The organism is Lysinibacillus sp. FSL M8-0134 (assembly GCF_038069745.1).
Taxonomy (GTDB): Bacteria; Bacillota; Bacilli; order Bacillales_A; family Planococcaceae; genus Lysinibacillus; species Lysinibacillus irui.
Window position 1 is genome coordinate 149,342 of sequence record NZ_JBBPAJ010000002.1, and the last position, 16,519, is coordinate 165,860.

The 16,519-nt window shown below is 35.6% G+C and carries 18 protein-coding genes; 4 read left to right on the plus strand and 14 right to left on the minus strand.

Annotated features, from left to right (window positions below; all coding sequences use genetic code 11):
• Positions 1–65: 65 nt before the first annotated feature.
• A complete protein-coding gene (locus MKY49_RS20555) occupies positions 66–1,295 on the minus strand; it encodes an MFS transporter (RefSeq protein ID WP_341387000.1) in 1,230 nt (409 codons plus the stop codon).
• Between the two features lie 204 nt (positions 1,296–1,499).
• Between MKY49_RS20555 and thrC the strand changes: the two genes are divergently transcribed.
• The 3 genes from thrC to MKY49_RS20570 all read left to right on the plus strand — a co-directional run bounded on the left by thrC (position 1,500) and on the right by MKY49_RS20570 (position 4,264).
• Positions 1,500–2,552, plus strand: coding sequence for a threonine synthase (gene thrC, locus MKY49_RS20560; RefSeq protein WP_274794720.1), 1,053 nt, complete (start codon positions 1,500–1,502; stop codon positions 2,550–2,552).
• Positions 2,549–3,445 (plus strand): homoserine kinase, encoded by an 897-nt coding sequence (gene thrB, locus MKY49_RS20565; RefSeq protein WP_274794721.1) that lies wholly within the window; start codon positions 2,549–2,551, stop codon positions 3,443–3,445. Before thrC ends, thrB begins: the two co-directional genes overlap by 4 nt.
• A gap of 132 nt (positions 3,446–3,577) precedes the next feature.
• Complete coding sequence (locus MKY49_RS20570) at positions 3,578–4,264, plus strand: 2-hydroxy-3-keto-5-methylthiopentenyl-1-phosphate phosphatase (RefSeq protein ID WP_312506976.1); 687 nt, start codon at positions 3,578–3,580, stop codon at positions 4,262–4,264.
• 57 nt (positions 4,265–4,321) lie between these two features.
• Here MKY49_RS20570 and zupT read toward each other — a convergent pair whose 3' ends face one another.
• From zupT to MKY49_RS20610, 8 genes are all read right to left on the minus strand, one after another.
• Positions 4,322–5,131: a zinc transporter ZupT gene (gene zupT, locus MKY49_RS20575; RefSeq protein ID WP_274794723.1), complete on the minus strand. Its 810-nt coding sequence runs from the start codon at positions 5,129–5,131 to the stop codon at positions 4,322–4,324.
• A 164-nt stretch (positions 5,132–5,295) separates the two neighbouring features.
• Positions 5,296–5,904 carry a phosphatase PAP2 family protein gene (locus MKY49_RS20580; RefSeq protein WP_274794724.1) on the minus strand — a complete coding sequence of 203 codons (609 nt, stop codon included), beginning with the start codon at positions 5,902–5,904 and terminating at the stop codon, positions 5,296–5,298.
• Between the two features lie 85 nt (positions 5,905–5,989).
• Positions 5,990–6,121 carry a hypothetical protein gene (locus MKY49_RS20585; RefSeq protein WP_312506977.1) on the minus strand — a complete coding sequence of 44 codons (132 nt, stop codon included), beginning with the start codon at positions 6,119–6,121 and terminating at the stop codon, positions 5,990–5,992.
• A 39-nt stretch (positions 6,122–6,160) separates the two neighbouring features.
• Complete coding sequence (locus MKY49_RS20590; protein ID WP_274794727.1) at positions 6,161–7,060, minus strand: hypothetical protein; 900 nt, start codon at positions 7,058–7,060, stop codon at positions 6,161–6,163.
• Between the two features lie 420 nt (positions 7,061–7,480).
• Positions 7,481–8,101 (minus strand): response regulator transcription factor, encoded by a 621-nt coding sequence (locus MKY49_RS20595; RefSeq protein ID WP_274794728.1) that lies wholly within the window; start codon positions 8,099–8,101, stop codon positions 7,481–7,483.
• Positions 8,076–10,364, minus strand: coding sequence for a sensor histidine kinase (locus MKY49_RS20600; RefSeq protein ID WP_341387003.1), 2,289 nt, complete (start codon positions 10,362–10,364; stop codon positions 8,076–8,078). Before MKY49_RS20600 ends, MKY49_RS20595 begins: the two co-directional genes overlap by 26 nt.
• Before the next feature lie 5 nt (positions 10,365–10,369).
• Positions 10,370–10,528 (minus strand): competence pheromone ComX, encoded by a 159-nt coding sequence (comX, locus tag MKY49_RS20605; RefSeq protein ID WP_274794730.1) that lies wholly within the window; start codon positions 10,526–10,528, stop codon positions 10,370–10,372.
• Positions 10,529–10,540: 12 nt separating this feature from the next.
• Positions 10,541–11,443 (minus strand): polyprenyl synthetase family protein, encoded by a 903-nt coding sequence (locus MKY49_RS20610; RefSeq protein WP_312506980.1) that lies wholly within the window; start codon positions 11,441–11,443, stop codon positions 10,541–10,543.
• A gap of 350 nt (positions 11,444–11,793) precedes the next feature.
• Between MKY49_RS20610 and MKY49_RS20615 the strand changes: the two genes are divergently transcribed.
• Positions 11,794–12,330 (plus strand): hypothetical protein, encoded by a 537-nt coding sequence (locus MKY49_RS20615; protein ID WP_274794733.1) that lies wholly within the window; start codon positions 11,794–11,796, stop codon positions 12,328–12,330.
• Positions 12,331–12,423: 93 nt separating this feature from the next.
• Here MKY49_RS20615 and MKY49_RS20620 read toward each other — a convergent pair whose 3' ends face one another.
• From MKY49_RS20620 to MKY49_RS20640, 5 genes are all read right to left on the minus strand, one after another.
• Positions 12,424–12,738: an antibiotic biosynthesis monooxygenase family protein gene (locus tag MKY49_RS20620; RefSeq protein WP_274794734.1), complete on the minus strand. Its 315-nt coding sequence runs from the start codon at positions 12,736–12,738 to the stop codon at positions 12,424–12,426.
• A gap of 1 nt (position 12,739) precedes the next feature.
• Positions 12,740–13,759 (minus strand): siderophore ABC transporter substrate-binding protein, encoded by a 1,020-nt coding sequence (locus MKY49_RS20625; protein WP_312506981.1) that lies wholly within the window; start codon positions 13,757–13,759, stop codon positions 12,740–12,742.
• Positions 13,760–13,826: 67 nt separating this feature from the next.
• Positions 13,827–14,588 (minus strand): iron ABC transporter ATP-binding protein, encoded by a 762-nt coding sequence (locus MKY49_RS20630; protein WP_312506982.1) that lies wholly within the window; start codon positions 14,586–14,588, stop codon positions 13,827–13,829.
• Positions 14,585–15,538, minus strand: a complete 954-nt coding sequence (locus MKY49_RS20635; protein WP_274794738.1) for an iron chelate uptake ABC transporter family permease subunit — start codon at positions 15,536–15,538, stop codon at positions 14,585–14,587. The genes MKY49_RS20630 and MKY49_RS20635 overlap by 4 nt, the downstream gene beginning before the upstream one ends.
• Positions 15,531–16,481 (minus strand): ABC transporter permease, encoded by a 951-nt coding sequence (locus tag MKY49_RS20640; protein WP_274794739.1) that lies wholly within the window; start codon positions 16,479–16,481, stop codon positions 15,531–15,533. Before MKY49_RS20640 ends, MKY49_RS20635 begins: the two co-directional genes overlap by 8 nt.
• Positions 16,482–16,519 lie beyond the last annotated feature (38 nt).

The following is a 16,519-nucleotide window of genomic DNA, read 5'->3' on the forward strand; positions in this document are numbered from 1 at the left end:
ACTAGCGAATAAAGACAAAAATGTCCTGGATCCATTATTCAGATCCAGAACATTCAATTTCATGTCTATTCTAATTCAAGTTGCTTCGTTTCTTTCCCAAGGAAGATAACACCCACAACGCCAATAATGATTGCTCCACAGAAGATAGCAAAGATGAAACCTATGTCATACCCTGCTGTTAATAGAAAACCAACAAGCAATGGACCAAAAATACCACCTATTCTCCCTACTGCTGCCGCCATTCCCGCACCTGTTCCACGAATGATAGAAGGATACTGCTCCGGTGTATAAGCGTATAATGCTCCCCAAGCTCCTAAGTTAAAGAAAGATAAAAACATACCCGAAGTTAACAGCATGGCAAGAGTATCTGCATTCCCAAAAATTAATGCACTCACAGCGGAACCAATTAGATAAGAAACAAGGACAAATTTGCGTCCAAATTTTTCTATAAACCAAGCTGCTGTAAAGTATCCTGGTAATTGAGCTAATGTCATGATCAAAACATATTTAAAGCTTGTAATCATATCAAAGCCCTTTCCAACCATTACACTTGGAAGCCATAAAAACATACCATAATAGGAGAATACAACTGTAAACCATAAAATCCACAGCATCAATGTCGATTTAGCATACTTCTTCGACCAAACTTCTTTCATATTTTGGCTAATGCTTCTTTTTTTAGATTCTTCCTTCACAGTAAATTGAGGTGAATCAGGCAGATGCCAACGAAGATAAATAGCATAAAATGCTGGAAGCGCTGTTAGTATCAATGCCACTCGCCACCCCCATGTAGGAATGACAAAATACGAAATAAGCGCTGCAATTAACCATCCTGCTGCCCAAAAACTTTCTAGTAAAACAACTACTCGCCCTCTTTCTTTTGCTGCTACACTTTCAGATACTAATGTAGAGGCAACGGGCAATTCTCCACCTAGACCCATCCCAACTAAAAAGCGCAAAATTAAAAATGCAGTTAATGACGTAGTAAAAGCAGACAAACCACTTGCAACAGAAAAGAGAACAAGTGTCCACATAAAAATTTGTTTCCGTCCTACTTTATCAGCAAATACCCCAAAAAAGAGAGCCCCTACTGCCATCCCGATTGAATTAATACTACCAATCCAGCCAGATTGACTTGGTGTAAGTCCCCAATCTGCTGCTAACGCTGCAATGACGAAAGATAATATACCAACGTCCATTGCATCGAAGAGCCACCCTACCCCTGCAACACCCAAAAGCTTATTTCTTGAAATGGGTTGTTGAGGTCTATTTGTTACGGCTGTATTTATTGTCATCCTAATCACCTGTCTTTACACTTGACTTTACATTACAAGATTACTATACAGTTGTTTCAAGAAAGTGACAAGTAAAATTCAAATTACCGAATTGTTTCGACAATTAACGAAATGCTATTGAAATAATAGTGCAATTTGCGTTAAAATGTCTTTTATACAAAAACAACTGTTCTTTCTATAAGAACAAAAGGAGATCGTAACGTTATGTGGAAAGGCCTTATTGAAGAATATAAACAATTTTTACCCGTAACTGAAAATACACCCGCTTTAACTTTAAACGAAGGCAATACGCCTCTTATACATTTAGTGAATTTATCAAAGAAACTAGGTATTGAGCTTTATGGAAAAATTGAAGGTGCAAACCCGACTGGATCATTTAAAGACCGAGGAATGGTGTTTGCAGTTGCAAAAGCTATTGAGGACGGAAGTCAATGTGTTATTTGCGCTTCTACAGGAAACACTTCGGCTGCTGCCGCTGCATATGCAACACGTGCTGGTATTCAATCAATCGTTGTCATCCCTAAAGGGAAAGTTGCTCTTGGTAAACTAGCACAAGCTACCATGTATGGTGCAAAAATCATTGAAATAGATGGTAACTTTGATGATGCTCTTAATATCGTTCGCCAGGTGAGTGAAACAACTCCTGTTGCACTTGTAAATTCGGTAAATCCATATCGTATTGAAGGTCAAAAAACAGCATCCTTTGAAATTGTAGATGCCTTAGGTTCAGCACCAGATTATTTGTGTATTCCAGTTGGGAACGCAGGGAATATTACAGCATACTGGAAAGGCTTTAAAGAATATCATGCTGCAAAAGATTGCGGTCTACCAAAAATGTATGGCTTTGAGGCTGAAGGTGCCGCAGCAATCGTCAAAGGCGAACCGATTGCAAACCCAGAGACAGTAGCAACAGCCATTCGAATAGGTAATCCGGCTAGTTGGAAATTGGCAGAAGCAGCTCGCGATGAATCTGGTGGTATGATTGATTCGGTTACAGATGAAGAAATTGTAGCTGCCTATAAATTAATTGCAAGTACAGAAGGTATTTTTGTTGAGCCAGGTTCAGCTGCTTCTTTAGCAGGTGTTATTAAGTCCGTAGAAAGTGGAAAAATTCCACTGGGCGCTAAAGTTGTAACGATCTTTACAGGTAACGGGCTAAAAGATCCTGATACTGCAATGAATGTTTCTTCTGTCGAAGTTGTATCCCTCAAAAATGATGAAGAAGAAATTCGTGCATATATTGAGGGTGTACTATGAGTAAAACGTGGCAAATCTCAGTTCCTGGAAGCACAGCCAACTTAGGTCCCGGCTTTGATTCAATAGGACTCGGCTTGTCTCTTTACTTAAAACTTACCGTGACTTTACAAGATCATTGGGATATTATTCATCTTGATGATAATGGTCCTAAAGAGTTTGAGCTAGAAGAACACTTACTATACGTCATTGCTAAAAAAATCGCCCAACAATACGGTCAACAACTACCTGCTTGTCGTGTTGAAATGGCTAGTGAACTCCCGTTAGCACGTGGTCTCGGAAGTAGTGCAGCTGTTATTGTTGCGGGTATTGAGCTTGCTAACCAAGTATGTGAGCTTGATTTAACTACTCAAGATAAACTCAATCTATCCTCACAAATTGAGGGGCATCCAGATAACGCAACCGCTTCTGTTTTAGGGGGATTAACCATATCCTCTATGGACGATAACGGCCTAGTCGATACATTTCATATTAATGATATCGATGCATCCTTTGTTGTATATGTACCAGATGTTGAACTAAAAACGAGTGAGTCCCGTTCTGTTTTACCAGAACAATTGAATCGATCCTATACAGTCCGTGCTTCTGCAAATGCGAATATGTTAGCAGCTTCCTTAATGGCACGGGACTTCGAGCGTGCTGGTCGTTATATGGAAGCAGACTTATTCCATGAACCGTTTCGCGCAAAGCTTATTCCTGCGTATGCAGAAATTCGTACAGCTGCAAAAGCTAATGGTGCCTATGGAACAGCATTAAGCGGAGCGGGTCCAACAATGATTTCAATCATTCCCTCGGCTATTGCCTCTGACTTCGTTCATTTAATGAAAGAGCAATTCCCTGAACATCAGGTTATTTTGACAAAAGCCGATGAACATGGTGTACAAGTTAATAGATAATTGGAAGAAACGTCTACTATAATAGTAGGCGTTTTTTCTTGAAAGGAAGTATGGTTAAAACTAATATTATAGAAGTATAAGGTTAGACATTTATAGATTACTAGGAACTTATGTTTCTAAGGAGGAACTATCTTGCAACCAATAATATTCTGTGATTTCGATGGCACGATAACAGAAACTGATAATATCTTTTCACTTATGACTGAATTTGTACCCGAGGAATCTGAGAAAATTGCCAAAGCTATGATGGAGCAAACAATTTCCTTTAAAGATGGGCTTTCAGCTATGTTTCGTTTACTTTCTACTCAACAAAAGGATGATGTAATACAGTACCTTATGAATTCTGCGGTCATCCGTGAAGGCTTTGGCGAATTTGTTCGCTATGCCCAAGACAACAATATTCCATTTTATATTGTAAGTGGTGGGGTTGATTTTTTCATTAAACCTTTAGTTGAGAAATATGGGCCGTTTTCAGGTATTTACTGTAATAAAGCAGATTTTTCTGGTGATCAGATAGAGCTGATTTATCCAAATAGCTGTGACGAGGCATGTACTAAATTTAGCACGCAAGGTTGCGGCTGCTGCAAGCCTAGCGTTATGCGGAAGGTTGCTACAGAAGATCATTATAAAATTGTGATTGGTGATTCTTTATCTGATTTCGAGGCAGCCAAACTAGCCGATATAGTCCTTGCTAGAGACCACCTTATCCAGCGCTGTGAGGAGCTTCATGTTCCTTATAAACCTTTTACTACTTTCCATGATTGTTTACACATTGTCCAAGAACTTCTGGATTCAACAAACACTGTTCCCACTATTTAATGTGAGAATAAACAAGAGAGCCACTTTTACTAAGATGGCTCTCTTGTTTTCTACTTATTATGCTAATAACACTAAGCTAATGGCCATGACCGCCATTCCCCCTACTAAACCATACATCGACAAATGTGTTTCATCGTATCTTTGCGCTGCGGGTAATAATTCATCTAATGAAATAAAGACCATTATTCCAGCAACACCTGCAAAGACGATACCAAACATTACATCCGTTAAAAATGGCATAAGAAGCAAAAATGCTACTAATGCACCGACAGGCTCTGCTAATCCTGATAAAAAGGATAATTTAAAAGCCTTTCGACGATTACCCGTTGCAAAGAAAATTGGAACGGATACAGCAATGCCCTCTGGAATATTATGAATGGCTACCGCAATGGCAATGGCAATCCCAACATTCGGGTCATTAATAGCTGACATAAATGTGGCGATCCCCTCTGGGAAATTATGAATGCCAATAGCGAGAGCAGTAAATATCCCCATCTTCATCAAATGATCTTCATTGACCTTTGGTTTAATCGCATTGACATCTTCAACTAGCTTTACTTCATGAGGATTAGTCGCTTTAGGAATAAATTTATCGATCAAAGCAATAAATAACATCCCCCCAAAAAAACCGAGGATTGTCATCCAATAGCCATTTGTTGTGCCTAATGCATTGGTTAAAGCATCTTTAGCTTTAACAAAAATCTCTACTAGGGAAACATAGATCATGACCCCTGCTGAAAAACCTAATGCTAATGATAAAAATTTTGTATTTGTACGTGATGTAAAAAATGCTATTAAACTACCTACACCCGTTGCAAGCCCGGCAAAAAGAGTCAATCCCAATGCCAGTAAAACATTTCCGTCCATTCCCTTCTTCCTTTTCTCTTTTTCTTATTGTACTCATCTTAACGTAGAAGTTTCCTATACGCAATTCTTTTTTATAAGGTGAATATCATTCTTTACTAAGGCCCAATAGAACATAAAAAAGCAGTATCAATTCACACAAATATTGAATGATACTGCTTACATGTTTATTTATGATTCAATTGAAAGTTTCGTTTACGACGTTCATACCAAATGACACAGATGACAAACCATGTATAGCCCATACACCACCCAGCAAGCACATCTGTAGCAAAATGCCGGGCTCCAGCAATACGTGATAGTCCGATAAGTATCATAAGTATAATTGCTGCAAGCCATAAAAGGATTTTCCGGCTCTTACTATTATTTTCAGCTAAAAGATAAGCAGTTGTGAACAAGTACAAAATACCTGTCATAGCATGTCCAGATGGAAAGCTAAAGGATGTCAGTTGATCCTCCAGTTCTGGTCGTGGTCGTTGAACCCATTTCTTTAGTAATTGATTTAATACGTTGCCCGCAGCAAACGTTAACACAACAAATAGCATACCTCGATAATTTTTTACCTTCCATGCTAAATAAACGATTAACACTACTGCCACAATCACAACAAATTTGGGCTCCCCTATATAATGAAAGAACTCGATAAACCGATTACCTAAAAAAATATCTGCCACTTTCGCATCAAATGTATTCATAAACGGTTTTTGATAAGTTGCTCTTAAAACAATAAAGATAACTAATGTTAAAATTGCTAATGGATAAGCCCATTTTTTCATACTTTCACCTCTAAAACATTTATGCTATGTTCTTCACATCATAACACAAATACGTTCTTCCTAAGTGAAAATATAGGCTTTCGCATTAAGAAAGGTTTATATTCTTGTATTCTTGATAAATCATGATTGATTCTTCATCTTGTCTGTGAAAATAATCGGAAACTGCTAAGGCAACAATAAATAAAATGGCTACTATAGGTAGTATTTTTCTAAACATCCTAAACACTCCCTTATCCTTTTATTGTTCCAACTTTGGTTACTTGATTAATACCGGATCAAACAGCCAATCTGTAGGACCAAAGTTTGGATCTTTCTCTCCTCTTACTTCTCGAGAAATACCATTTTTTATAATAGCTTCTCTAAATCTTCTACTAAACAATGTCTTTCTATAAAGATATAATCCATCATGACTAAACTCAGCTGAGTAGAACACATCACCTTTTAAATCCTTTAAATCCTCATGATGATAAGTATCAGGGCCAGTGATTACTCCATTTAAACCACAGCTACATGGAGGCTGTTCAGTGGCAAAGTATAATTTCACTCTGTCCTTGCTACTTTCAGGTAGCATTTGTCTAGGAATGATTTGATAAGCTGGTTGTTTTCCTTCTTCAGGTCCTTGATGGATAACTTCCAAAAGCTCGTAGCCTTCTAGATTTTCCTTTTTCATTAATGACACCAGTTCCTCAGAGGCTACCCAATAACCATTTACATGGACCAAATGTCTATCCTTCATCTGCGTTGTATCAATTACTATTGGTGATAACTGCTCTTTATCCATAAGACCGCAACATTTACAATGGGTACTTAAAGAGAAGAGTGTCCCTTTGTCTTCTAAGAACATTTCTGGAGAATTCCCTGTTGAATTTAAAGTAAATAAAGGTGCCCTTTCATATTCAATATCTGAAAATTCAAAATAAAAACGTTCTCCTATTGACACAATACCAAATTCACGTTCTAAGGATTCGTACAACGCTGTAACCTTCTCGTATGTTACATCTTCGTTGAGTGTAAAAATGGGATTAAATTTTGTTTTTAAATTTCTTTTTCTAATTTCAGGCGCACCAATAGCAATACCATGACGATTATAAACGTTAATAACTTGATCTTCACTAGTTTCATCTATGGAAAACAAATTTTCAAGTTCTACTTTCACAATACACGCCTACCTTTATAAAGTTTTATGGTGAAGTATATTGACTAGCTAGTAACATTCTACAATCTACTAACGTTACTTTATTCATAGATAGTCAGGCTGCTTTATTAATAAAATCATTTGTATATTACTTACTATAGCAAATCTACTTAACCACGGTTAAATTAAGCGTACCAGTTGTTATACCGTATTTTCAACTTCGGGTTTACGCCAATTTTTTGGCGTGATTCAGGTCAATTTTTGGCGTGATTTGGCGGACATAGAAAAACACCGCCACTTTTTTGGCGGTGTTTCCCTTATACTATAGGCTATTTTACATAGAATTTTGGATTTATTTTACTAAGTTAAGAGTTGGTTATTTATTTTCAATAAGTACCCTCTTTATTGAAAAATATACCAACAGTATAGCATAGTACGAAATTAGAGTAAATTCATTCTTTCAGCAAGATTCACAGCTTCTGTTCGTGAATCTACATTTAACAAAGAAAAAAGTTGAGTTAAATATCTCTCTGTTGTGCGCTGTGGAATATTGAGTTCAATAGCAATGGCTTTATTCGTATGCCCCTCCGCTATTAGTCTTAATATTTTCTTTTCTTTTTCATTTAAATGAATATCTTTAGCATCCTGCAGTTTAAATTTATCATCCAGAAAATCTAAGAAGTTTTTAGGTAAAACAATTTCACCATTTGCAATCGCTCTTACTGTTCTTAAAATTTGCTCCTTAGAGGCAGTTTTAGCTAAAATTCCTTCTATTTTTCTTTCTAAAATGAGTGGATAATAATCCGTGATATCATCTCCTGTATAGAGAATAACGGAAGCATTTGACTGAATGGCTTTAATATTACGAGCTAAGTTAATTCCATTTTCTAAAGGCATATTGATATCGATTAAATAGATATCATATGGCTTATTATTTATTCTTTGAATGACACAGGTAGCATCACTTTCAGTATCAATAATAATATCTTCATTGTCTTGAAATAAATTTTTAGTTCCTTCTAACACTATAGGGTGATCATCCACTATGAGCATCGTAATCATGTGTTTCACTCCCTTCTATCACAATTATTCTAATAGCCATTCCTCTGTTGACGTTTGAGTCAATATAAAATTGTCCATTAAATGCTTTCACACGCTCCTGCATACCTCGAATACCCATCGACTCTGCTACAATTATATCCTCCACGTTACATCCTACACCATCATCTATATATACAATTTCAAAGCCATCATTCTTTTCTTTTAAATGAATCTCAACTGAAGTTGCATAAGAGTGTTTTAAAGCATTATTCAGTAGCTCTTGAAACAATCGATAGATCATTAAATTCATACGCTCATCCTCTAAATAGAGACGATCAATCGTATAAATTAACAAAAAGTTAGCCCTCTCCTGAACTTTTCTTATTAATTTTTCCAATGCTGCGTTTAAACCTAGTGTGTCTAGTAACGGCGGCTTTAGATTTTCACAATAGGTACGTAATTCATGTAGAGAGGTAATCATTTGTTTATGAATCTCTGCCAGCTTTTCTTGCATATTCGTTGTATCTTTTGCATTAACTAGGACATCCACCTCTCGGGCTATATGGAGTTGTTCCTGTAAATTGGTGTCATGCAACTCTTGGGCTAGCAAATACTTTTCTTCTTCGAATCTCATCCATAATAGCTTATTCAGCCATGGTAATTGACCATCGTCAGCTTGCTTCATATGCTTTAGTTCCTCTAATAGTTCTTCTACCATCTTTGTATTTTCAATAAAATTATTTACATACAATAGGAGTAACTCAAGCCATAAAAGCTCTTCATCTTTTAAATGAATCGTATTATTATGCCCTAGCACTAAAGCTCTCTTATATCGTGCATCCTGATGAAGAAAGGCTACATAAACCTTGTCAACCTTTCTTATTTCTCCTAACCTTATTTCTTCCATTGTATCAGGATGGATCGTGAAATTTTCCTCAGCAACTGTCATGAATTCATTTGTTTCATAGTTATATGTTAGGACAAAAACATCTTCCAGCTCAAGGTGCATAGAAACCTCATAAGCAAATTTTTCTAAGAGCTCGTCAATTTTAATGGTCTTACTGATTTTATCCACAGCAGTATATAGTTGATGAATATAATCACCCTTCGTCGAAAATAGTATCTTCCGTTTTCGATAATCGACCTTTTCTTTTATATAAAAAAGGATAACTAATGAGGAAAATGTAAAGAAAGCAACCCCTGATACAGCAGTCATTGTTAAATACTGACCAGCAATAAAATAAAGTCCCACAGTAAACCATACTGTAAAGATTAAAGAAAAAATAACGTAATAACGTAATCTTGTAATATGGTACTCAATATCAAATAACCTTTCTGCTAATTGTGTAAAGATAAAGCTAAAAGGGATAAGCAATAGAAATAATGAGCTAATCTCAGATGAAAGAATGTACGTATGAAAAAGTACTTTTGGGAGTGCATATAAAAATAGGAACGGTAGAAACGGTATTAAAATACTATTTAAGAAAATTTTCAACTGAGGTGAGCTATATTTGAAATAGCTTATTAATAAAATACTAAGGATAATCACAAGGAGAATTAGAAACATAGCTAATACAATATTTGAAAGAATATCGTTAGCAGTAGGGTAAATAGTGCCCATTAACCCTAGTATAAAAGCGAATATAGGAAGTATATAAAAGAGCCTGATATTATTGGTAAACATCCAATTTGTTTTCACAAATGAATAATAATTTCTTAAAAAATGTAATAAGACGACTAAACATAACAGCATACTACTACGATTTACAATAATTCCAATAGCATCTAACCTGCCAGAGACACCGCTACTTACATATGCTAATGAAACAGATAATACAAAAAGAATAAGTAAGTCTACTAACTTTGAATTCCTTTGTTTAAAATGTAAGTAGAACGCAACAAATAACGTTAGTAAATAATAACAAGCTGGTATGATTAATACATAGATAAACTGCTGAGGGATGTCCAAATGCTTAATATGTATATTAATTAAATCTCCATTGGGCTTCATTATGGTTAAATCATTGGCAGATAGTATTCTAGATTTATACCTTAGCTGATCAAAAGAGTCAATTGGACGCTTATCTACAGTTAAAATGGCATCGCCAATGGATAAATTTTGCCTATTAGCCCAGTCTTTATAATACAGTCTTGTTACTAGCCACTTTCCATCTTCTTTTTCTACCTCTATTTCAATATACGGCGCGCTATAATTCACATAATTTAAATACAGACCTATAATTAAATAGAGAATTATAGCAGGCCAAAATAATTTATTACGCAATGTTTTTAGTTCCAAATTTCACTTTCTGCATTCATATCACCGTTAAACGATTCTAAAATTGCTTTTTGTTCTGTAGATGAGACACCAATTAATGCGGCTTTTTGTTCCTTTAATAGTGCAACTAGGCTAGGATTTTGCTCTAAATACTGGATTACATTAATCATTTTAATCTCTCCTCATCTCAATAGTTTTTCTAGATACTCTCTACCTAGGTTATTTAAAGCTACATTTTCTAGATAATTCAGCGCTTTAAACTTGTAAATATTCTTTATCGTAATGGCATAACGTATTGCCCCACCATTTGTCAACTCGTTTTCTGTTGCTTTATTATCCAAAACTGTAACTATATCATCATTATAATAGCTGGCAACAGAATTTGAAACATCATTTTTCTTTGATAAGAGATAAATAATAGGCAAGGAGTATCTTTTATTTAGCAGGTCATTTTTAGGGCCCCATACTTTCAAACTTTGAATGTCATTTTTAATTTGTTGGATAATACCTATGTATTTCCCGTATTCCTCTACTTCTTTCGTAACTTCCCCCTTTGCAAGCACCTCGCCTATTAAACAACCCATCGCTGTTAAAGAGCCCGATTTCTGAGTAATCATTTGGACATAAGATTCCTCATCACGACAAATATTAAGTAAGTCTAATTGTTGACCACTAATGCTCATTAAGGCGTATTTCTCAAGTAGTCTTATAGCAGCGCTTTTATGCTCAAATGACGTTTCATTTATTGCTTTAGAGGCCATGATCAGCATTGCTAGGGCAACATTTAATGATAGCTCAGGTGTATTGTTCCAAATATAGTCTGAATCCTTATCTTGCAGATCATCGATAATATCAAAAGACAATATTAGAAGTTCAATTGCTGCAGCTACTTTATAGATATCTTCATTTATGCCATCCGAAAATGCTTCATAATGCAAAAAACATAACTTACCAAAAGAAAAACCTACGGCAGTTTTCTCTTCTAGAAAACTTTTTAACAGCAATTTAAGCTCATCACCAAGTAATGTTTCGTTTTCTATAAGAATGTCCAATGATTCATGAATACGTTCATCAAAACCGTTCAATAGTCCTCTCTCCCCTCCCGTTTATTACTAGATATTATATATATTAGTGGCAAATAATACTAGACAAAACAATTTTAAATACATTTAATACCATCAAACCTCACAAAAAGGTTATGACCGCCAAAAAGTGGCGTTATTTACATAAAGCACGCCATTTTTTTGTTAATTAATGCTAAAAAAATGGCGGTGGAGAACCATGTCCCGCCATTAAAGTGGCGTAAACTCACCATTGAAATGGCGTTCTGATAGATGTTACGCTTATATTAATAAGATTTTGATAGATATAAAGTCAGAATAGATGTGAATAAATTGATACATATAAATTCTTTTGCACTGGGAGTGATTTAAAAATGAAAAATGGATTAAACGAATCGCTTTTAATACTTACGGCTACTTTTTCATGTAATATCTCTGTCTCAGCTGAAGAAATTACAATTAAACAGCCTACAACTGATCAACTACAGATTGAGCAAATAATTATTCAATCTGAGTTAAAAGCTTATCAAGAAACGTTAGCAACCTATAAAAACATTTCAACCTTTTCATGCCTTATTAGTGACACCCCTGGATTTGAGGATTGTTTCCAACAAAAAAGAGATCAGTATATGGAGCAGTACGGCATTATAAGAATATCGGATGAGAGCTTATCTAGTATGCCATCCATTCATCCATTTCCTTTTGGATTAAATATTGAATCTCCTTCTATTTATGTAACGCCACAATACACCATCATTAATGCTAGAGGACTAGAAACGAAGAAGACTATTCAAGAGTTGGATGGGCTCAATAATGCCAACATCTCAGGATTATCCATTAACGAAAGCTCTATTTCCTTTAATTTGGATTCAACATTTAGCGGATGGAGAAAAACATCGATCAAACATTAAAGTACAATTAACTAAGCAGTCATAATAATTGTGCTGACTGCTTTATATATAACAAAAAAGGTGTCTCAATTTACTTGAGACACCTTTAACGTATTAACCTTTTACGTAATAAACTTCTTGTCCGCTTTCAATGACGTATTCAGGTTTCGGTTTACCTGCGTTTGCCTTATGACCCGCAATGTGCTCGGGACTCTTTTCCCAGTTTTTCCATGCTTCTTCTGATTCCCAGCGAACCATAATTAGCACTTCTTCATCACCACGGCGAACTTTTTTTACAAGCACCTGCTTATCAATATAACCAGGTTGTTGTTCAAGTAATGACGGACCATCAGGTTTAGCGCCAAAACGTTCCACAACCTTATCCGAATTCCCTTCCGTTACAACGATACGTTTAATTTGTACAAACATATTAGTTAAACGCCTTTAATACATCATCAATTTTTTGTGTTTCAGATTGTAAGCCGCCACCTGATAGATACCAAATTTCTGGGTCTAGGTAGAATACTTTGCCGTTTTTCACAGCGTTTGTTGCACTAACGATTTCGTTTTCAATCGCAGCTTTTGTACCTGATTCACCATTTTCATTTACAACAGCGTCACGGTCAACTACAAATAAAATATCAGGATTTGTATCACGCACATATTCAAATGATGCGTTTGCACCATGTGTAGAAGCTTCAATTTTTTCATCAGCAGCTTTCACACCAAATACATCATGAATCACACCGAAACGTGAACCAGAGCCATAGGCTGATAAAGCACCTTCACTACCTAAAACAATTAATGCTTTCTCTTCTGAGGCAGTTGCTTTAGCTTTTACTTCTTCTACTTTTGCTTCATATGCAGCAATCGCATCTGCTGCTTCTTTTTCTTTACCAAAAATTTTACCAGCTAATTCTGTATTAGCTTCAAATGATTCTAAGAATTTTTTGTTATCTACACCAATATAGACTGTAGGCGCAATTTTAGATAATTCAGCGTAAGCAGCTGATGCACGACCAGAGATGAAAATAATATCTGGGTTAATTTCAGAAAGTTTTTCATAGTCAGGCTCAAATAAAGTACCAGCATTTACATAAGTGCTATCTTTAAATTTGCTTAAATATGATGGTAATGAATCTTGTACCACCGCAGTAGGCTTAACACCTAAAGCATCTAATGTATCTAGGAAACCATTATCAAAAACAACTACTTTTTCCGGCATCTTATCAAGTGTTACATCTTCAAATGTAGTCTTACCATCTTTTCCTTCAATTGTGCTACCTGGAATTGTTAATGGATATGCAGAAGAATCACTATTTTGCTCCTCTGCTGGTTTATCAGTTGAAGTACCTTTATCTTCTTCTTTTGCTTCGTCTTTTGAACCGCAAGCAGCTAATACTAATAACATCATTGCCATTAATACCGTAAGTAATTTCCATTTTTTCATTATGATATTTCTCCTTTAATTAATTTATTTGATAGTATTTTGATGGTTCGTCCATCTGTAACTATTTTCACGAATTAAAATAAACACAAATTCGACAGCCATTCTGTTCTTGAACAGGGATATCCATATCATAGATTTCCTTTAAAGCATGGGAGTTAATAATATCGTTTGTAGGACCATTTTTAACTACGCGTCCATCTTTTAATGCAACAATATGATCAGAGTATACAGAGGCAAAATTTATATCATGTAAAACAATAACCACCGTTTTCCCTAACTCATCAACAAGCTTTCGTAAAATCTTCATAATCTGTACGGAATGCTTCATATCTAAATTATTTAATGGTTCGTCAAGTAATATATATTCTGTATCCTGTGCAATTACCATTGCGATAAAAGCACGCTGACGTTGACCACCCGAAAGCTCATCTAAATAATTATGTTGAATCTCCTCTAAATTCATATAACGAATAGCTTCGTCAACTTTTTCCTCGTCTTCTGGTTTTAAGTTCCCTTTCGAATAAGGAAAACGGCCAAACGATACAAGTTCACGAATTGTTAGACGAACATTCATAAAGTTTGATTGCTTTAGGATCGATACCCGCTTCGCAAAATCATCTGATTTCCAGCGTCGTACATCTGCTTTATCGAGTAGTACTTCACCAGTATCTGCATTTAGTAAACGGCTCACCATTGAAAGTAGTGTAGACTTCCCTGCGCCATTCGGTCCAATAAATGAAGTGATTTTTCCTGAAACAATATCAACACTTACATCTTGAACGACAGGCTTTTTCCCAAAAAACTTTGTAATTTCTTTGACTTGAATCATCCTGCTGACCTACTTTCTTTTAATAATAAGTAGATGAAGTAGACCCCACCCACAAAATTAATAATGACGCTAAGTGTAGTACTGAAAGTAAATAGTCTTTCAACCATCCACTGTCCACCGACTAAAGCAATAATACTCATCACACAAGAACCAGCAATTAAGATGGAGTGCTTGTATGTTTTGAAATACTGATAAGATAAATTTGCTACGATTAAACCAAAGAATGTAATTGGCCCAACGAGTGCCGTTGATACAGCAATCAGGATGGAAGCTAAGATTAACATACGTTGAACCAACTTATCATAAGGTACGCCTAAGTTAATGGCTGTATCCCTTCCTAATGACATGACATCTAATTGGTTCATATGGCGCCAACCGTAAATAAACGTTAGTAAAATCACGACACCTGCTAGCCAAACTAAATCTGAGTTGACATTATTAAAGCTTGCAAACATTTTACTTTGTAAGCCTAAAAACTCATTTGGATCTATTAATACTTGGAAGAACGTTGTAATACTACCTAAAAACGTTCCGACAATCATACCCACAAGCAGTAAGAAATAAATTGGTCGCTTGCCTTCTTTAAACAATACTCTGTAAAAAATTAAAGCGAATATAATCATTGCTACAATAGCAAGTGAAAAATTGTAGTAAATATTAATTACCAATATCGACGTAGAGCCAAAGAAAAAGTAGATGAATGTTTGAATTAGCATGTATAGTGCATCTAATCCCATGACACTTGGCGTTAAAATACGGTTGTGTGTAATTGTTTGAAAAACGACAGTTGAATAGGCAATAGCTATACCTGTTAACGCCATCGCTACTACTTTTATGACACGACGTGGAAATGCATAATGGTAATTACCGTTTAACTCCCAAAATAAATATAGCAAAACAGCTATGACGGCAATACCTATTAAAATGAACATTCTTGTACGATTACGCATATGCTCTCCCCCTAAACAACATAAATAGGAAGATTGCACTTCCGATGACACCAACAGTCATACTAATTGGTATTTCATAAGGGAAAATCAAGACGCGTCCTAAAATATCGCAGAATAATAAGAATGACATACCAAGTAATGCTGTATGCGGCAATGTCTTTGCCAAATTATCACCTTTAAACAGTGAAATAATATTCGGAATGATCAAACCTAGGAATGGAATGACACCGACTGTTAACACCACTGTTGTAGAGATAAGAGCTACCAATACTAAGCCTAAGTTCACTACAAATTTGTAGGATAGACCAAGATTTTTAGCAAAATCCTCTCCCATTCCAGCCACTGTAAAACGGTTTGCGTAAATGTAAGCTAAAATCAGTACTGGTATACTTATGTATAACAGTTCATAACGGCCTTTCATGATTAATGAGAAATCTCCTTGTAACCATGCAGAAATGTTTTGGATAATATTCGCCTTGTACGCAAAGAACGTTGTAACAGAGGACAAAATATTTCCGTACATTAAGCCAATAAGCGGTATAAAAATCGCATCTTTAAACTTTATTCGATTTAATATTTGCATAAATAGTAATGTGCCGGCTAAAGCAAATATGAAAGCGAAGGAAATTTTTTGAAAATACGTGACGTTCGTAAAGAACATCATGGAAATCAAGACACCCAACCGAGTGGCATCTAACGTACCAGCTGTAGTTGGTGATACGAACTTATTCCTACTTAAGCTTTGCATAATTAAACCAGCAATACTCATACCTGCACCTGCTAGCAAAATTGCAACAAGTCTAGGTACTCGACTAATTAAAAATAGTCTTGTTTCTTCTGATTGGAAGTCTAATAGGTCACTAGGCTTTATATCAACTACTCCTATAAATAGCGACACAATAGACAACACAACAGTTGCTGTTAAAAGATATCTTATTTTCATAGTAATCCCCGGTAGATTTCATTTTTGTGTGTAACGCA